17 protein-coding genes are annotated in these 13,917 nt (G+C 70.7%); 11 read left to right on the top strand and 6 right to left on the bottom strand.

Going from position 1 to position 13,917, the window contains the following annotated elements:
* Nucleotides 1-20 precede the first annotated feature (20 nt).
* The 4 genes from KOD61_RS00315 to KOD61_RS00330 all read right to left on the bottom strand — a co-directional run bounded on the left by KOD61_RS00315 (nt 21) and on the right by KOD61_RS00330 (nt 3,625).
* The gene (locus tag KOD61_RS00315; RefSeq protein WP_215219109.1) at nt 21-1,118 is read right to left on the bottom strand and encodes a hybrid sensor histidine kinase/response regulator; all 1,098 of its coding nucleotides are present in this window, start codon (nt 1,116-1,118) and stop codon (nt 21-23) included.
* Between the two features lie 116 nt (nt 1,119-1,234).
* Nucleotides 1,235-1,798 carry a pseudouridine synthase gene (locus KOD61_RS00320; protein ID WP_215219110.1) on the bottom strand — a complete coding sequence of 188 codons (564 nt, stop codon included), beginning with the start codon at nt 1,796-1,798 and terminating at the stop codon, nt 1,235-1,237.
* Between the two features lie 19 nt (nt 1,799-1,817).
* Nucleotides 1,818-2,717, bottom strand: a complete 900-nt coding sequence (locus KOD61_RS00325) for a class I SAM-dependent methyltransferase (protein WP_215219111.1) — start codon at nt 2,715-2,717, stop codon at nt 1,818-1,820.
* Complete coding sequence (locus KOD61_RS00330) at nt 2,714-3,625, bottom strand: LysR substrate-binding domain-containing protein (RefSeq protein WP_215219112.1); 912 nt, start codon at nt 3,623-3,625, stop codon at nt 2,714-2,716. The genes KOD61_RS00325 and KOD61_RS00330 overlap by 4 nt, the downstream gene beginning before the upstream one ends.
* Before the next feature lie 117 nt (nt 3,626-3,742).
* Here KOD61_RS00330 and KOD61_RS00335 point away from each other — a divergent pair, with 117 nt between their 5' ends.
* From KOD61_RS00335 to KOD61_RS00355, 5 genes are all read left to right on the top strand, one after another.
* Nucleotides 3,743-3,946, top strand: coding sequence for a hypothetical protein (locus KOD61_RS00335; RefSeq protein ID WP_215219113.1), 204 nt, complete (start codon nt 3,743-3,745; stop codon nt 3,944-3,946).
* A gap of 124 nt (nt 3,947-4,070) precedes the next feature.
* Entirely contained in the window at nt 4,071-4,460 is a 390-nt protein-coding gene (locus KOD61_RS00340; RefSeq protein ID WP_215219114.1) for a GntR family transcriptional regulator, read from the top strand.
* The gene (locus tag KOD61_RS00345; RefSeq protein WP_215219115.1) at nt 4,457-5,389 is read left to right on the top strand and encodes an ABC transporter ATP-binding protein; all 933 of its coding nucleotides are present in this window, start codon (nt 4,457-4,459) and stop codon (nt 5,387-5,389) included. The genes KOD61_RS00340 and KOD61_RS00345 overlap by 4 nt, the downstream gene beginning before the upstream one ends.
* Complete coding sequence (locus KOD61_RS00350; RefSeq protein WP_215219116.1) at nt 5,386-6,855, top strand: hypothetical protein; 1,470 nt, start codon at nt 5,386-5,388, stop codon at nt 6,853-6,855. The genes KOD61_RS00345 and KOD61_RS00350 overlap by 4 nt, the downstream gene beginning before the upstream one ends.
* Before the next feature lie 54 nt (nt 6,856-6,909).
* A complete protein-coding gene (locus KOD61_RS00355; protein WP_215219117.1) occupies nt 6,910-8,001 on the top strand; it encodes a DUF4344 domain-containing metallopeptidase in 1,092 nt (363 codons plus the stop codon).
* 137 nt (nt 8,002-8,138) lie between these two features.
* Here KOD61_RS00355 and KOD61_RS00360 read toward each other — a convergent pair whose 3' ends face one another.
* Nucleotides 8,139-10,385, bottom strand: coding sequence for an NADP-dependent isocitrate dehydrogenase (locus KOD61_RS00360; RefSeq protein WP_215219118.1), 2,247 nt, complete (start codon nt 10,383-10,385; stop codon nt 8,139-8,141).
* Between the two features lie 327 nt (nt 10,386-10,712).
* Between KOD61_RS00360 and KOD61_RS12940 the strand changes: the two genes are divergently transcribed.
* From KOD61_RS12940 to crcB, 6 genes are all read left to right on the top strand, one after another.
* On the top strand, nt 10,713-11,180 hold the full coding sequence (locus KOD61_RS12940; protein WP_251370604.1) for a DUF1294 domain-containing protein: 468 nt from the start codon (nt 10,713-10,715) through the stop codon (nt 11,178-11,180).
* A 100-nt stretch (nt 11,181-11,280) separates the two neighbouring features.
* Nucleotides 11,281-11,628, top strand: coding sequence for a hypothetical protein (locus KOD61_RS00375; RefSeq protein WP_215219119.1), 348 nt, complete (start codon nt 11,281-11,283; stop codon nt 11,626-11,628).
* The gene (locus KOD61_RS00380; RefSeq protein ID WP_215219120.1) at nt 11,625-12,020 is read left to right on the top strand and encodes a GFA family protein; all 396 of its coding nucleotides are present in this window, start codon (nt 11,625-11,627) and stop codon (nt 12,018-12,020) included. The genes KOD61_RS00375 and KOD61_RS00380 overlap by 4 nt, the downstream gene beginning before the upstream one ends.
* Before the next feature lie 95 nt (nt 12,021-12,115).
* A complete protein-coding gene (locus KOD61_RS00385; protein ID WP_215219121.1) occupies nt 12,116-12,577 on the top strand; it encodes a DUF305 domain-containing protein in 462 nt (153 codons plus the stop codon).
* A 48-nt stretch (nt 12,578-12,625) separates the two neighbouring features.
* The gene (locus KOD61_RS00390) at nt 12,626-12,919 is read left to right on the top strand and encodes a hypothetical protein (protein WP_215219122.1); all 294 of its coding nucleotides are present in this window, start codon (nt 12,626-12,628) and stop codon (nt 12,917-12,919) included.
* 34 nt (nt 12,920-12,953) lie between these two features.
* Nucleotides 12,954-13,343: a fluoride efflux transporter CrcB gene (gene crcB / locus KOD61_RS00395; RefSeq protein WP_251370605.1), complete on the top strand. Its 390-nt coding sequence runs from the start codon at nt 12,954-12,956 to the stop codon at nt 13,341-13,343.
* Nucleotides 13,344-13,450: 107 nt separating this feature from the next.
* On the opposite strand, the gene sugE is transcribed toward crcB, so the two are convergent.
* On the bottom strand, nt 13,451-13,765 hold the full coding sequence (sugE, locus tag KOD61_RS00400; protein ID WP_215219123.1) for a quaternary ammonium compound efflux SMR transporter SugE: 315 nt from the start codon (nt 13,763-13,765) through the stop codon (nt 13,451-13,453).
* Between the last annotated feature and the right edge of the window lie 152 nt (nt 13,766-13,917).

The raw sequence follows: 13,917 nt of genomic DNA on the forward strand, positions 1-13,917 counted from the left end.
AGGCGCCTGCCGGCGACTGCTCAGGCGTGTGCCGGCTCGCTGGCCTCGGGCAGTTCGATGACGAAGCAGGCACCGCCGCCTTCGCGGTCCTCGTACCAGAGCTGGCCGCCCGCCTTGACGACGATCTGCTTGGCCAGCGACAGCCCCAGACCGCTGGAGATGCCGTCCTCGGGTTGCTGCAGGCGGGTAAACGGCTTGAACAGTTCGCGCTGCATCGCTGCCGGGATGCCCGGCCCGCGATCCAGCGCCACCAGCTGCCAGTAGCCGGGCGCACCGGCCCGCCCGGCGAGCAGCAGTTCGCTGCCCGGCGCGTACTTCATCGCGTTGGTGACGAGGTTCTCGCCCAGCTGGCGCAGGACGCGCGCATCGATCGCGACATGCGCGCGTGCCGGCGGCAACGACAGCTTGACCTCGATATTGCGGGCGTCGAGCTGGAACTCGTAGCGGTCGACCAGCCATTCAAGCGTCGCCCCCAGGTCGGCGCAGGCCACCGTGCCGTTACGTTCCCCGGCACGTGATTCCAGGTAATGGCGGATGTAGCCGAGCGCGTCGTCGGCGCTCTCGTGGATCATCTGCAGGTAGCGCGGCACGCGCTCGGGCTTGCAGCCGTCGTGGATCAGGATGTCGCTGGCAAACAGCACGCTCGACAGCGGGTTCTTGAGGTCATGCGCGACCAGGTTGACCAGCTCCTCGCGCTCGCGGGCGACGCGCTCGAGCCGGTCGCGGGTGAGCTTGAGGCCGATGTGGGCGTTGACCCGTGCGAGCAGTTCCTCGGGGAGGAAGGGTTTGGTCACGTAGTCGACCACACCGGCGTCGAACGCACGCAGCAACAGGTCGCGATCGTGCGCGGCGGTGACGAACACCACAGGGATCCGCAGCGGCGGTTCCTGCGCTCGCAACGCGGCAAGCACTTCGAAGCCGTCCATGCCCGGCATCATCATGTCGAGCAGGATCATGTCGGGAACCGACTCGGCGTAACGCGCCAACGCTTCCTGACCGCTGGAGGCGGTGATGACCTGGTAGCCCTCGCGCGTCAGCAGCGCGCTGACAACCCGCAGGTTCGCGGCCTGGTCGTCGACGACAAGGATTCGGCCGAGCGTGGTTTCGGAGTGCGGCATGGAATTCCCGTGGCGGGCCCGCTCCCCACTTGCATCAAACTGAACGGGCGACCTCCGGAAGAATCGCAGGTTTGTCGCCGCAGGCCAATGTCCGTTGATGTCTTCACTGAACGCGTTCAGGAGGCGCCACCGGCCGCGCTGCGCGGATCGATCACGCGCCAGGCGCCCGGCGCGAGGCCGTCCAGGGCCACTGCGCCGATGCCCACCCGCACCAGCCGCAAGGTCGGCAGCCCCACCGCGGCGGTCATCCGGCGCACCTGCCGGTTGCGGCCTTCGGTGATGACCACCTGCAACCAGGCGTCCGGGACGGTCTTGCGAAAGCGCACCGGCGGGTCGCGCGGCCACAGGGCGGGCGGCTCCGCCACGCACGCGCGAGCCGGCCGGGTGGGGCCGTCGCGCAACTCGACACCGCGCCGCAGTGCATCCAGCTGCGCCGGTTGCGGGTCGCCTTCCACCTGCACCAGGTAGGTCTTGGGCTGCTTGTGGCGCGGGTCGGTCAGCCGGTGTGCCAGGCCGCCGTCGTCGGTCAGCAGCAACAGCCCTTCGCTGTCGTGGTCCAGCCGGCCTGCCGGGTAGACCCCGGCGGGCAGGCCGAACCCGGCCAGCGTCGGCCGCGGTGGCTCACTGCGGTCGGTGAACTGGCACAGCACGCCATACGGCTTGTTGAACGCGATCAGCACGGGGCGGCGGGTGGGCCCGTCAGCCGGCGGCGCCGGGCTTGCGGAAGCGCAACGTCATGCGGTCGCTCTCGCCGATCGCCTGGTACTTGGCGTCGTCCGCGTCGTCGTGGTTGTTGGACGGTGGCAGGGTCCACACACCATTGGGATGGTCGCGGGTGTCGGCCGGGTTGGCATTGACCTCGCTCTGGCCGTCCAGTTCGAAGCCGGCCGCCTCCGCCATCGCGATCACCTGCGCCTGGCCGACATAGCCCGACTCGTCGTCGTCGCCCACATCGGCCGCGGCGCGGTGTTCGACCACGCCCAGCGTGCCGCCGGGCTTCAGCACCGCGAAGAAGCCGTCGAACATCCCCTGGGCCTGTTGGTTGGAGCGCCAGTTGTGGACGTTGCGGAAGGTCAGCACCAGATCGGCCGAGCCGGCCGGTCCGAACACCGGTGCGGCCGGGTCATAGGCGACTACGGTGGCGCGGTCGAACCGCTCCGGGTCGCCGGCGAACTTTGCCTCCAGCCCGTCGCGGCTGCGCTGCTGGTAGTCGCGACCGCCACCGGCGGGCAGGGTGGCCGGGTCGACCACCGCCGCCACGTACTGGCCGCCATCGCGCAGGTACGGCGCCAGGATCTCGGCATACCAGCCGCCGCCGGGGGTGATCTCGACGACGGTCTGGTCCGGCGACAGGCCGAAGAAGGCGAGCGTTTCGGCCGGGTGGCGGTACGCATCGCGCGCCGAGTTTTCCGGGCTGCGCCAGGCGCCCTGCAGTACGGCCGACAGTGCCGCGTCGGCGTCGGCCGTGGCCGGTGGCGCGGTATCGGCGGGGGCGGATGCCTGGCCGGCGACGTCATCGGCCGGGGTGGTCGCGGTGGTGTCGGCGGTGCAGGCGGCGATCGCGGCGGGAAGCAGGGCGGCAAGCAGGAGACGTTTCATCGCGGCAGTCCGGTGGGCGGAAGATCGGCCAGCGTAGCGCCGCGTGCCTCCGCATGCAGCCATTCGCGGAAGGCCAGCAGGCCCGGGTGCGAGGCCGAGCGCGACGGATATACCAGGTAGTGGTCGTAGTCGCTGGGCAGGCGGTGCGGGCTGAGCACCACCAGTTGCCCGCTTTCGATCAGCGTGCGCGAGCGGACCATCCGCGCCAGCGCCACGCCGATGCCATCGACCGCCGCGCGGTGCACCGACTCCAGGTCGTCCAGCCGGGTCACGTAGCGCTCGGGTTCGTGTCCGCCGTGTCGCTCGAACCAGCGCGCCCAGTGGCGCATCCCGGTTTCGCCGATGAGCGGCCAGCGGTGCAGCTCGCCGGCCGCGTCCAGGCCCATCCGCTCGACCAGCGCCGGGCTCGCCACCGGCGCCAGCGACTCGTCCAGCAGGTGCTCGGCGACGACGCCCGGCCAACGCCCGGCGCCCATCCGCAACGCGGCATCGACGTCGTCGTCGCGCTCGAAGTCCACCAGCCGCTCCGACGACAGCAGGTTGAGCTGCAGCAGGGGGTGCGCGGCCAGGAACCGGCCCAGGCGCGGCACCAGCCACCCCGAGGCCATCGACGGCAGCACGCTGACGGTGAGCACGTCGCCCCGGCGCGGCCCGGCGGGGCGCAGCGCCGCCTCCAGCGACTCCAGCGGTGGCCCCACGCGCGCCAGCAACTGCTCGCCATCGGCAGTGAGGGTGACGCCGCGCGACCCGCGCTCGAACAGGCGTTGGCCCAGGCGCTCCTCGAGCGCACGGATCTGGTGGCTCAGCGCGCTCACGGTGATGTGCAGGGCATCGGCGGCGCGCGTCAGGTTGCCGGTGCGGGCGGCGGCGACAAAGCCCGGGAGCAACTGCAACGGGGATCGACTCATGTTGAATCCAGCTCAAGCCTGGCTTGCGAAAGTATCGCTTTTTCAGGGGTTTGTGCCGGCATAACGTACGCCGTGTTGAACAAGGCCGGCATCCCGCCGCGCCACACGGAGCCTCTCATGAACCTGTTCCAGGGCCTGCTGTTCCTCGATGGTTTCCGGGTTGCGCCGGAACCCGCGGCCGACCGCCCCGTCGTCACGCGCATGCCGGCCGGCAAGCGCCGCGGCGCCGCGACCACGGCTACCGCCAAACGCGCCATGCCAGCGCGCGCCAGCACCTTGGCCCATGGCTGCAACTGCGCGGCCACGGGGGCCTGCCGCTGATCGCGATCGGCCGCCCCGGCGGCGCAACAACCCCACCGCCACCCTGACCCCCCGGACGGCCTTCGTCCGGGGTTCGGCATAAAAGTGCTTGACATCGCCCAAGTGTATCGTTGTAGTAATACACATGGACGCAACCCTGCTGCACATCCAACCCGCCGCCCCGCAGCCGATCTACCGGCAGATCGCCGAACAGATCCGCCGCCTCGTCGCAGGCGGGCAACTGGCCGCCGGCACCACGCTGCCGTCGGTGCGCGACGTCGCCGCCGCGCACGCCATCAACCCGATGACGGTCTCCAAGGCGTACAGCCAGCTGGAGGCCGAAGGCGTGCTCGAGCGCCAGCGCGGCAAGGGCATGGCAGTGGCCGCGGGCGCCGCCGCGCCGCCGTCGCCGCAGCAGCGCTGGGACCTGCTCGAACCCGCCCTCGATGCGCTCGCCCGCCAGGCTCGCGAGCTCGAACTTTCGCCGGACGAACTGCTTGCCCGGCTCCGCCTACGGATGGAGGAACACGCATGAACGCTGTCGCCCAACCGGCCGTCGCCCCGGCCGTCCCGCTCGACCTGTCCTTCGCGATGGAACCGCCGATCAGCGTGCGCGGCGTGGACAAGCGCTACGACGGCCAGACCGTGTTGGCCGGCGCCAACCTGCAGCTGGAGCCCGGCGCGGTGCTGGGCCTGATCGGCCGCAACGGCGCCGGCAAGTCGACCCTGATCCGGATCCTGCTCGGGCTGGTCGAACCCGACGCCGGCCAGGCGCACATCTGGGGCCAGCGGTCGCTGATGCTCGACGACGCCCGCAAGGCGCGACTGGGCTACGTGCCGCAGCAGCCCGAGGCACTGCCGTGGCTGAAGGTGGGCGACATGATGGATTTCATCGGCCGCTTCTACCCGCGCTGGGACGCCGCCTTCGTGACCGCCACACTCGACCGCTGGGGCCTGCCGACCAACAAGGTGCTGGCCAAGCTGTCGCCCGGCGAACGCCAGCGGGTGGCGATCATCCGCGCGCTGGCGCCGCGGCCCGAGCTGCTGGTGCTCGACGAGCCGGCCGCTGCGCTGGACCCCGTTGCCCGCCGTGAGCTGCTGCGCGAGATCGCCCAGCGCGCCGGCGAGTCCGGTACCAGCGTCCTGTTCTCGACCCACATCGTCTCCGACCTGGAGCGCGCCGCCTCGCATGTCGCCTTCATGCACGAGGGCCGGGTGGTGCTGCAGACCGAACTGGACACGCTGAAGGAACGCCACCTGCGCCTGCGCGTACCGGCGTCCGCCGCGGCGCAACTGGTCGGCCGGGTGCCGGGCGAGGTCGCGCGGCGCGCACTGCCCGACGGGGCGCTGTCGCTGGTGGTGGTGCGCGACGAAGGCGTCGCGTGGCCGGCGCTGGTGACCGCGCCGGGGGTGCACGCCGACGTGCTGTCGCTGGAGGACCTGTTCGTCGAGGTGGCCGAGTGAACGCCTCCGCCTACCCCCACGACACCGACACGTTCGGCTGGCGCACCCGGCATGCGGCGGCGCTGCTCGCCAGCAGTGCCAGCCTGCTGTCGCGCGTCTTCGCGGTCGTGCTCGCGCTGGTGCTGGGGGGGCTGGGCTGGCTGGCGCTGGCCACCATCGAGGATGCCGAGCGGGTGTCGGTCGCGCTGTTCCTGTCCGGGCTGGCGGTGGCCGCGCTGTGGGGTATCTGGTTCGCCCGGCTGTTGCTGCTGCACATCGAGGCGCACCGGTCGCGCATGCCCGGCGTGGCGATGGCCATCGGCGGCACCGTCGCACTGGTCTTCCTGGCCACGGTGCTGGTGCCGGCACTGCTGCTGTCGCTGGGCGGGGTGGACCTCGCGGTCGCCATCTGCGCGATGGCGCTGGGTGCCTGCGCCGGCGTACTGGCGGCGACCCTGCCGCGCATCGTCTATCTCGCCCTGTGCCTGGCGCCGCTGGTGCTGGGGCTGATGGCCATGATCCTTGAGCGGGTCCTGCCGACCGGGACCCTGCAGTGGCCGGCGCTCACGATGCACCACCTGACCTGGCTCGCGCCGCCCGCACTGGCGCTGGCCGCGTGGCGCTGGTGGGCGATCGCTGGCCGCGAGCCCGGCCAGAACGGCTCGGTCTGGTGGCAGCCGGCGGTGGTCGGCAATCCGCGCACCGGCGGCGGGTTCTCATGGATGAGCGGCGATGCCGCCACCGCGCAACTGCCGGACTGGCTGTGGCCGGCCGGGCAGACGCGCGATGCCGGTCCCGCTCGCCCGGTACTGGCCGTGCGCGCCCTGCTGGGCACGCCGTTCGCGCCGCTGTCGGGCAGCCAGATCGTCGTGCAGCTTGCCGTGGGCGTGGCGGCGATGGCCTACCTCTGGCTCAGCGCACTGGGCGAGGACGGCGACCCCGGCGTGCTGGTCGGCGGCGCCATCGGCGGTGCCGCGGTGATGGTGGTGATGTACGGCCAGCGGCTGGACGCGATGAGCCGCAAGCAGGGCGGCGAGGTCGAAGAGCTGGCGCTGCTGCCGGGCCTGGGCGACGACCCCGACAGCCGCCGCGCCGTGGTGCTGGGCGGCGTGCTGCGCGCACCCGCGCTGGCCATGGGCGCCGTACTGCTGATCCTGGCGGTGATGGGCACGCTGCTCGCCATGCCCGCACAGCTGCTGGCACTGGTGCTGATGGCGGGTGTCGGCGTGGTGCTGACCACGGTGCTGGCGTGCCTGCGGCCGCTGGCCGGGCAACGGATGGACGGCTGGCGCATGGCGGTGGTGGCCGGGCCGATGCTGGTGTTCGCGATGGGCACCATCCTGTACGCGGTGCACGGCGACGGGCAGGGACAGGCGCCGCTGGTGCTGGCGCTGGCGTGGCTGTTCGCCTACGCGGTGCTGGCGGTGCACGCGATGGGCTGTTGGCAACGGATGAAGCGCCGCCCGCATCTGTTCCTCCAGCGCTGACACCGCGCGCACGCCGCCGCCGTACCATGGCGGCGTGCGCAGGGGGAGCGAGCGATGCTCAAGAGGATTATCACGGGAACAGGGCTGGTGCTGGCCGGCATGGTTGTTGGCGCCTGGGGCCATGCCAGCTGGGTGGCCAACGCGTCCGACGCACCGCCCGCCCCGCACCTGCCCGCCGCCGAACCCGAGGCCGACCCGCCGGCAGCGGAAGCGCCGGTGCCCGGCACGCCCGACCCGGTCAACTTCACCTACCGCTACCTCGACCCGCTCGACCCGGCGATGGCGGCCACTGCCGAGCGCGTGCGAGAGGAAGACCTGCTGCGTCGGCTGCCCGAGGTGAAGTGGCTCGACGGCCTGCTGCTGTTGCCCGCCCCGATCACCTACGTCGCCACCGCCTGCGGCAAGCCCGACGCCTATTACCTGCCCGGCAAGCGCGAAGTGGTGCTGTGCTACGAGATGCTGCACGCCCTGTACGCGCAGGGCGAGGACCTCGCCGCCACGGGTGGCAGCGCGCTGGACCTGCCCGACATCCCCGCCGACCAGCTCGCGCAGCGCTACGTCTGGGCCAACGTCCGCTTCGTGGTCGCCCACGAGACCGGCCACGCCCTGATCGACCTGCTCGACCTGCCGGTGACCGGCCGCCAGGAAGACGCCGTCGACCAGTTCGCCACCGCGCTGATGCAGCGCATCGGCGGCGAGGACGAGTCCCCGCGCGAGGTCGCGCAGAACCTGCGCATGGCCAGCCATTCCTTCCTGGCCGACGCCGGCACCGACGTGACCATGCAGGCCTACGCCGACACCCACTCGCTCGGCCTGCAGCGCTACTTCAACCTGCAATGCCTGCTGTACGGCTCCGACCCGGAGCGCTTCGCCGACATGGTCGAGCGCGGCGACCTGCCCGAGACCCGCGCGAAGACCTGCCCCACCGAAGCGCGCCGTGCCAACGACGCCTGGGTGCGCCTGCTGGCGCCGCACCTCGCCCCCGCCTACAAGATGAGCGTCGACGAAGCCGAAGCCTGGCTGCGCGACCGCGAGCGCAGCCGCGGCGAGGCCGGCGTCCCGGTGGTGGTCGCGCCGACCCCCGAACCCGCCGGTGCCGAACCTGCGCGCGCCATCAAACCCACAACCCCGGCCCAACCCCTGTAGGAGCGACGTCAGTCGCGACCTGTACATCACTCCAGCGTTCGGCGGGTCGCGACTGACGTCGCTCCTACGCTCGGGAGATTGGTCAAAAAAAAGCCCGGGCGTCGGGTGCGCCCGGGCTTCGATTCCACTGTCGCGAGCTAGCCCTGCAACGCCGCCAGCGCCGAGTTGAACGTCGCGCTCGGCCGCATGGCCGCACCGACCTTGGCCAGGTCCGGGTGGTAGTAACCGCCCAGGTCGACCGGCTTGCCCTGCACCGCGACCAGCTCGCCGATGATCTTCTCCTCGTTCTCTTCCAGCGCCCGGCCCAACGGGGCGAACTTCGCCTTCAGAGCCGCGTCGTCATCCTGCGCCGCAAGCGCCTGCGCCCAGTACATCGCCAGGTAGAAGTGGCTGCCGCGGTTGTCGATGCCGCCCAGCTTGCGCGACGGCGACTTGTCCGTGTCCAGGAACTTGCCGGTCGCCTGGTCCAGCGTCTTGGCCAGCACCTGCGCGCGGGCGTTGCCGGTGTTCTCGGCGACATGGTCGAGCGAGGCGGCCAGCGCGAGGAACTCCCCGAGCGAATCCCAGCGCAGGTAGTCCTCGGCCTCGAACTGCTGCACGTGCTTGGGCGCGCTGCCGCCGGCGCCGGTCTCGAACAGGCCGCCACCGGCCATCAGCGGCACCACCGACAGCATCTTGGCGGAGGTGCCCAGCTCGAGGATCGGGAACAGGTCGGTGAGGTAGTCACGCAACACGTTGCCGGTCACCGAGATCGTGTCCAGCGCGCGCCGGGCGCGTGAAAGCGACGTCCGCATCGCCTCCTCGGGCGACATGATGCGGATGTCCAGGCCCTTGGTGTCGTGGTCCTTCAGGTAGACCTCCACCTTGGCGATCAGCTGCGCGTCGTGCGCGCGCTGCGGGTCCAGCCAGAACACCGCCGGCGTACCGGTGATGCGCGCACGGCTGACCGCCAGCTTCACCCAGTCCTGCACCGGCAGGTCGCGGGTCTGGCACATGCGCCAGATGTCCCCGGCCTGCACCGCGTGCTGCAGCAGCACCTTGCCGGCCGTGTCGACCACCCGGATGGTGCCGTCGCGCGGCGCGCGGAAGGTCTTGTCGTGGCTGCCGTATTCCTCGGCCTTCTGCGCCATGAGGCCGACGTTGGGCACGCTGCCCATGGTGGCCGGGTCGAACGCGCCGTGCGCCTTGCAGTCGTCGATGACGACCTGGTAGATGCCGGCATAGCAGCGGTCCGGGATCACCGCCTTCGCGTCCTGCAGCTCGCCGTTCGCGTTCCACATCTTGCCGCTGTCGCGGATCATCGCCGGCATCGACGCGTCGACGATCACGTCGGACGGCACGTGCAGGTTGGTGATGCCCTTGTCGGAGTTGACCATCGCCAGCGCCGGGCGCTCGCCGTACAGCGCATCGATGTCGGCCTTGATCGAGGCCTGCAGGTCCGCAGGCAGCGTGGCCAGCCGCGCGTACAGGTCGCCGATGCCGTTGCTGGCGTCGAAGCCGGCCTCCATCAACTCGCGGTCGTATCGGGCCAGCACCGGCGCGTAGAAGCGGTTGACCGCCACGCCGAAGATGATCGGGTCGGAGACCTTCATCATCGTCGCCTTCAGGTGCAGCGAGAACAGCACGCCCTTGGCCTTGGCGTCGTCGATCTGCGCATCGAAGAACTGCGCCAGCCGGCGCGTGTCCATCACCGACGCGTCGATGATCTCGCGGTCGGTCAGCGCGGTCTTCTCCTTCAGCACCGTGACCACGCCATCGGTGCCGACCAGCTCTATGCGCACGTCGGTGGCGCTGTCCACCGTCACCGATTGCTCGCTGCCGTAGAAGTCCCCGCCGTCCATGTGCGCCACGTGCGACTGCGACTGCTCCGACCACTTGCCCATCCGGTGCGGGTGCTTGCGCGCGTAGTTCTTTACCGACAGCGGCGCGCGGCGGTCCGAGTTGCCCTCGCGCAGCACCGGGTTGACCGCGCTGCCCTTGACCCGGTCATAGCGTGCCTTGGCGTCGCGCTCGGCGTCGGTCTTCGGCTCGTCGACGTAGTCCGGCAGCGGGTAGCCCTGCGCCTGCAGCTCCTTGATCGCCGCCTTCAGCTGCGGCACCGAGGCCGAGATGTTGGGCAGCTTGATGATGTTGGCGTCCGGCGTGGTGGCCAGCTGGCCCAGCTCGGCCAGGTGGTCGCCGACCTGCTTGTCGGCCGGCAGCACGTCCGGGAACTGCGCCAGGATCCGCCCCGCCAGCGAGATGTCGCGCGTCTCCACCTGGACCCCCGCGCTCTCGACGAACGCCTCGACGATCGGCAGCAGTGACTGCGTGGCCAGGAACGGGGCTTCGTCGGTGAGGGTGTAGATGATCTTCGGGTTCTGCGGCTGGGGGGTGTCGGACATGGGGGACTCGATTCCTTTGAGGGAGTGGCGCGTGCAACCGCGCGGCAGCCTCGCATTGTCGCGCCGGCGCGTGGGTAGGGCAAAAGGCCGGCGTACGCCGGCGGATGGAATACGCTGCGGAGCGGCGACGATGGCGCGCGGGATTCACGAAGACTATTGAGAGTGAGGCGTTGATGGAGACGACGATGCGGTTCGCGGGTCGAATCACGGACTGGAACGATGACAAGGGGTTCGGCTTCGTAGTGCCCAGCGGTGGTGGTGATCGGGCGTTCGTGCACGTCAACGCGTTCCAGCGTGGCTCGCGTCGCCCCGTGCAGGGTGACCTCATTGTCCTACCGGCCAAGCAGGGACGCGCAGGGTCGGCTGCAGGCTCGGGAGATCCGGCACGCGGGGCAACGGATCGAAGTGCCGCGGCAACCGTCACGGCTGCCCCGTGCCGCGATCGGCACCGCCGCGTTGATCGCTGCCGCGGTGGCCGCGCTCATCGGGTGGATTCCGATGTTTGTTGCCGGCGCCTATGTCGCCCTCGGTGCGGTGTCCTACCTCATGTACCGGTCCGACAAGGCGGCGGCCGGGCGGGGCGCCCGCAGAACGCCGGAGGGCAACCTGCACCTGATCGACTTGCTTGGCGGTTGGCCCGGCGCGCTGATTGCCCAGCAGCAGTTCCGGCACAAGACGATCAAGCAGTCGTTCCAGTCCATGTTCTGGGTAACCGTGGTGGTCAACCTCGCCGCCGTGGGGTGGCTGGTCTCGTCCGGGCACGCGGCCGGGCTGGCGCAGGCGTTCGGGGACTGACGCGCCTCAGCCACGCTCGCCAAGTTGCGGAGGGTGGCCGGCGCCACCCGCGGCCCCGCGGTAGTGTTCCCCACGGCCAGGCCACGCACGCGAGGGAGCGATGCACCTCTACGAAGTCATCCGCTGGGGCAACGACGACGACGACCCGATGACCGGCGGGCCGGACGGTTGGGACACCTGCCTGCTCGTGCGCGCGGGCTCGGTCGAGGAGGCGGCGGCGCTGGCCGACCGCGTGCTGGCGGCGTCGACACGGCCCGGCCAGCGCGTCGCCGGCTGGGCCGCGGCGGTCTACCTGCTCGGCACCGACGCGGGCGCCGACTCGACCGCGCGTGTGCTGCGCGGCCCGTACGTGGAATCCGCCTACCGCCACGGCTGGCGCCACTGGTACCGCGACGAGCCGGGCGCGCCGTGGGTTGAGAAGCTGGACCACGGCAAGGTGGCGGGATGACCCGACGAGTCGCCTCCTGCAGCTGCGGCCAGCTCAGCGCCACCACCACGGGCACGCCGGTCCGCATTTCCATCTGCCATTGCCTCGCGTGCCAGCGGCGCACCGGCAGCGTGTTCGGGATGCAGGCGCGGTTCCCGGAAGCGGCGGTGACCGTGCAAGGCCGCAGCACCGTGTTCGCGCGTACCGGCGACGAGGGCACCACCGCACGGTTCCACTTCTGCCCCGATTGCGGCGCCACGGTCTACTACCTCATGGACGCGATCCCCGGCATGGTCGCGATCCCGGTCGGCGCGTTCGCCGATCCCGGCTTCCCGACGCCGCGGGTGTCGGTGTACGGGGAGCGCAAGCACCCGTGGGTGCGGTTGCCCGACGGGATCGAACATTTCGAATGACATCCAGGCGGACGGCGGCTTTGCTCCCGCCCGAGCACATCCCCACGACGCGTGCCGTTCCAGTCTTTGGGTCCCATGCCTACGCCGGAGGCGCCATGCACCCGTACCGCACGTTCGTGCTGATGATCGTGACCGCGTCGGTCCTGATGTTCGGGCTGATGTACCTCAACACCTACCAGCTGGACCACGTGTGGTTCAGCCAGACGCGGTTGTTCATGACGATGATCATGGCCGGCGCGATGACGCTGGTGATGCTGTTCTTCATGCGCCACATGTACCGCAATCGCACGGCCAACGTGGCGCTGGTGGTGGCCGGGGTGGCGCTGCTGGCGGGCGGGCTGTGGCTGGTGCGCAGCCAGGCGACGGTGGGCCAGGTGGCGTGGATGAAGGCGATGATCCCGCACCACTCGATCGCGATCCTCACCAGCGAGCGCGCGCGGATCAGCGACCCGCGCGTGCGTGACCTGGCCGACGGCATCATCGAGACCCAACGCCGCGAGATCGCCGAAATGGAAGCGCTGATCGCCGAACTCGAGGACGGCCGGGCCACCCGTTGAGCCGGGCGCGGCGTACCCTTGCCGGCACCAACATCACAGGGGACTCGCATGGGCACCACGCCACCAACCCGCGCGCTGGGCATCGGCGCGAAGATCTTCGTCTGGCTTGCGGGCATCCTTGCCGCGGTCAACATCGGCCGGTTCTTCACCACCGGGCAGACCGACGACCTGCTGACCGGTATCGGCCTGGCCCTGATCGCCTACGGCACGTGGCGCAACGACTTCGGCCGGCCGCGTGACGCCGCGGGTGAACCGCTGCCGGTCGATCGCCGTGCGCGAATGGCCGCGCTGCTGGGCATCGGCCTCGTGCTGGCCGGGCTGGTGCTGGAAAGCCGGGTATGACCCCCGCGAGCGCTCGTCCACTGGAGCGTGGCCCATGGCGCTGAAGGAGCTGCTGCTGGTCGGTATCGGCGGCTTTGCCGGCTCGGTCGCGCGCCATGCGCTGGGCGGATGGGTGTTGCAGCTGGCGGGGCCGTCGCGTTTTCCATTCGGCACGTTCGCGGTCAACGTGCTCGGATGCCTGGTGATGGGGCTGCTGGCCGGTGCCGTGGCGCGCTACGACGTGCTCGGGCCGGGCACGCGGCTGCTGCTGTTTACCGGCGTGCTTGGCGGATTCACCACGTTCTCCGCCTTCGGCCTGGAAGCGACCCAGCTGGTGCGCCGCGGCGAGTTCTGGGTGGCCGCGCTGTATGCGGGATCGAGCATGCTGCTCGGCATCGCCGCGGTGTGGGTGGGAATGCGCGCGGTGATGTTGCTGCCGCGCTGAGGTGGGGGCGACCGCCATGGCATGACGCCATCCCCCATGTAGGAGCGACGTAAGTCGCGATTCCGCCCACCCGCCGAGCGATGTACAGGTCGCGACTTACGTCGCTCCTACGACGACAGCTTCATCAGGACCAGGCCAGCGACGATGAGCGCGGCCGCGGTCACCCGCATCGGCGACAGCGGTTCGCCCAGGAATGCGGCGCCGGCGATGAACGCGCCAACCGCGCCGATCCCGGTCCAGACCGTGTAGGCGGTGCCGAGCGGCAGTTGCCGCATCGAGAACGCGAGCAGGGCGAAGCTGGCGACCATCGCCACGGCGGTGACCACGCTGGGCACCAGCCGGGTGAAACCGGCCGATTGCTTCATCGAGAACGCCCAGACCACCTCGAGCAGTCCGGCGACGAACAGGGAGAGCCAGGCCATGGGGCCTCCTTCCGCAATGCCAGGTCGTCCTGGTCGTGTGGGCCCGGGAAGGGGGAGGTCGTCCTCCACGCGGCGGTGCGCCGCGGCGGCAGGATAGCGCCGGCCGGCGGCGCCGGCACGCATGGCCGGCGATGGTCTAAAGTCGCGACGAT

It is taken from the genome of Lysobacter luteus (genome assembly GCF_907164845.1).
Lineage (GTDB): Bacteria > Pseudomonadota > Gammaproteobacteria > Xanthomonadales > Xanthomonadaceae > Novilysobacter > Novilysobacter luteus.

Excerpts from the sequence above, each read along its gene's own strand:
- KOD61_RS00315 (WP_215219109.1), bottom strand. The coding sequence starts at position 1,118 with ATGCCGCACTCCGAAACCACGCTCGGCCGAATCCTTGTCGTCGACGAC.
- KOD61_RS00325 (WP_215219111.1), bottom strand. The coding sequence starts at position 2,717 with ATGAAACGTCTCCTGCTTGCCGCCCTGCTTCCCGCCGCGATCGCCGCC.
- KOD61_RS00330 (WP_215219112.1), bottom strand. The coding sequence starts at position 3,625 with ATGAGTCGATCCCCGTTGCAGTTGCTCCCGGGCTTTGTCGCCGCCGCC.
- KOD61_RS00335 (WP_215219113.1), top strand. The coding sequence starts at position 3,743 with ATGAACCTGTTCCAGGGCCTGCTGTTCCTCGATGGTTTCCGGGTTGCG.
- KOD61_RS00340 (WP_215219114.1), top strand. The coding sequence starts at position 4,071 with ATGGACGCAACCCTGCTGCACATCCAACCCGCCGCCCCGCAGCCGATC.
- KOD61_RS00345 (WP_215219115.1), top strand. The coding sequence starts at position 4,457 with ATGAACGCTGTCGCCCAACCGGCCGTCGCCCCGGCCGTCCCGCTCGAC.
- KOD61_RS00355 (WP_215219117.1), top strand. The coding sequence starts at position 6,910 with ATGCTCAAGAGGATTATCACGGGAACAGGGCTGGTGCTGGCCGGCATG.
- KOD61_RS00360 (WP_215219118.1), bottom strand. The coding sequence starts at position 10,385 with ATGTCCGACACCCCCCAGCCGCAGAACCCGAAGATCATCTACACCCTC.
- KOD61_RS00375 (WP_215219119.1), top strand. The coding sequence starts at position 11,281 with ATGCACCTCTACGAAGTCATCCGCTGGGGCAACGACGACGACGACCCG.
- KOD61_RS00380 (WP_215219120.1), top strand. The coding sequence starts at position 11,625 with ATGACCCGACGAGTCGCCTCCTGCAGCTGCGGCCAGCTCAGCGCCACC.
- KOD61_RS00385 (WP_215219121.1), top strand. The coding sequence starts at position 12,116 with ATGCACCCGTACCGCACGTTCGTGCTGATGATCGTGACCGCGTCGGTC.
- KOD61_RS00390 (WP_215219122.1), top strand. The coding sequence starts at position 12,626 with ATGGGCACCACGCCACCAACCCGCGCGCTGGGCATCGGCGCGAAGATC.
- crcB (WP_251370605.1), top strand. The coding sequence starts at position 12,954 with ATGGCGCTGAAGGAGCTGCTGCTGGTCGGTATCGGCGGCTTTGCCGGC.
- sugE (WP_215219123.1), bottom strand. The coding sequence starts at position 13,765 with ATGGCCTGGCTCTCCCTGTTCGTCGCCGGACTGCTCGAGGTGGTCTGG.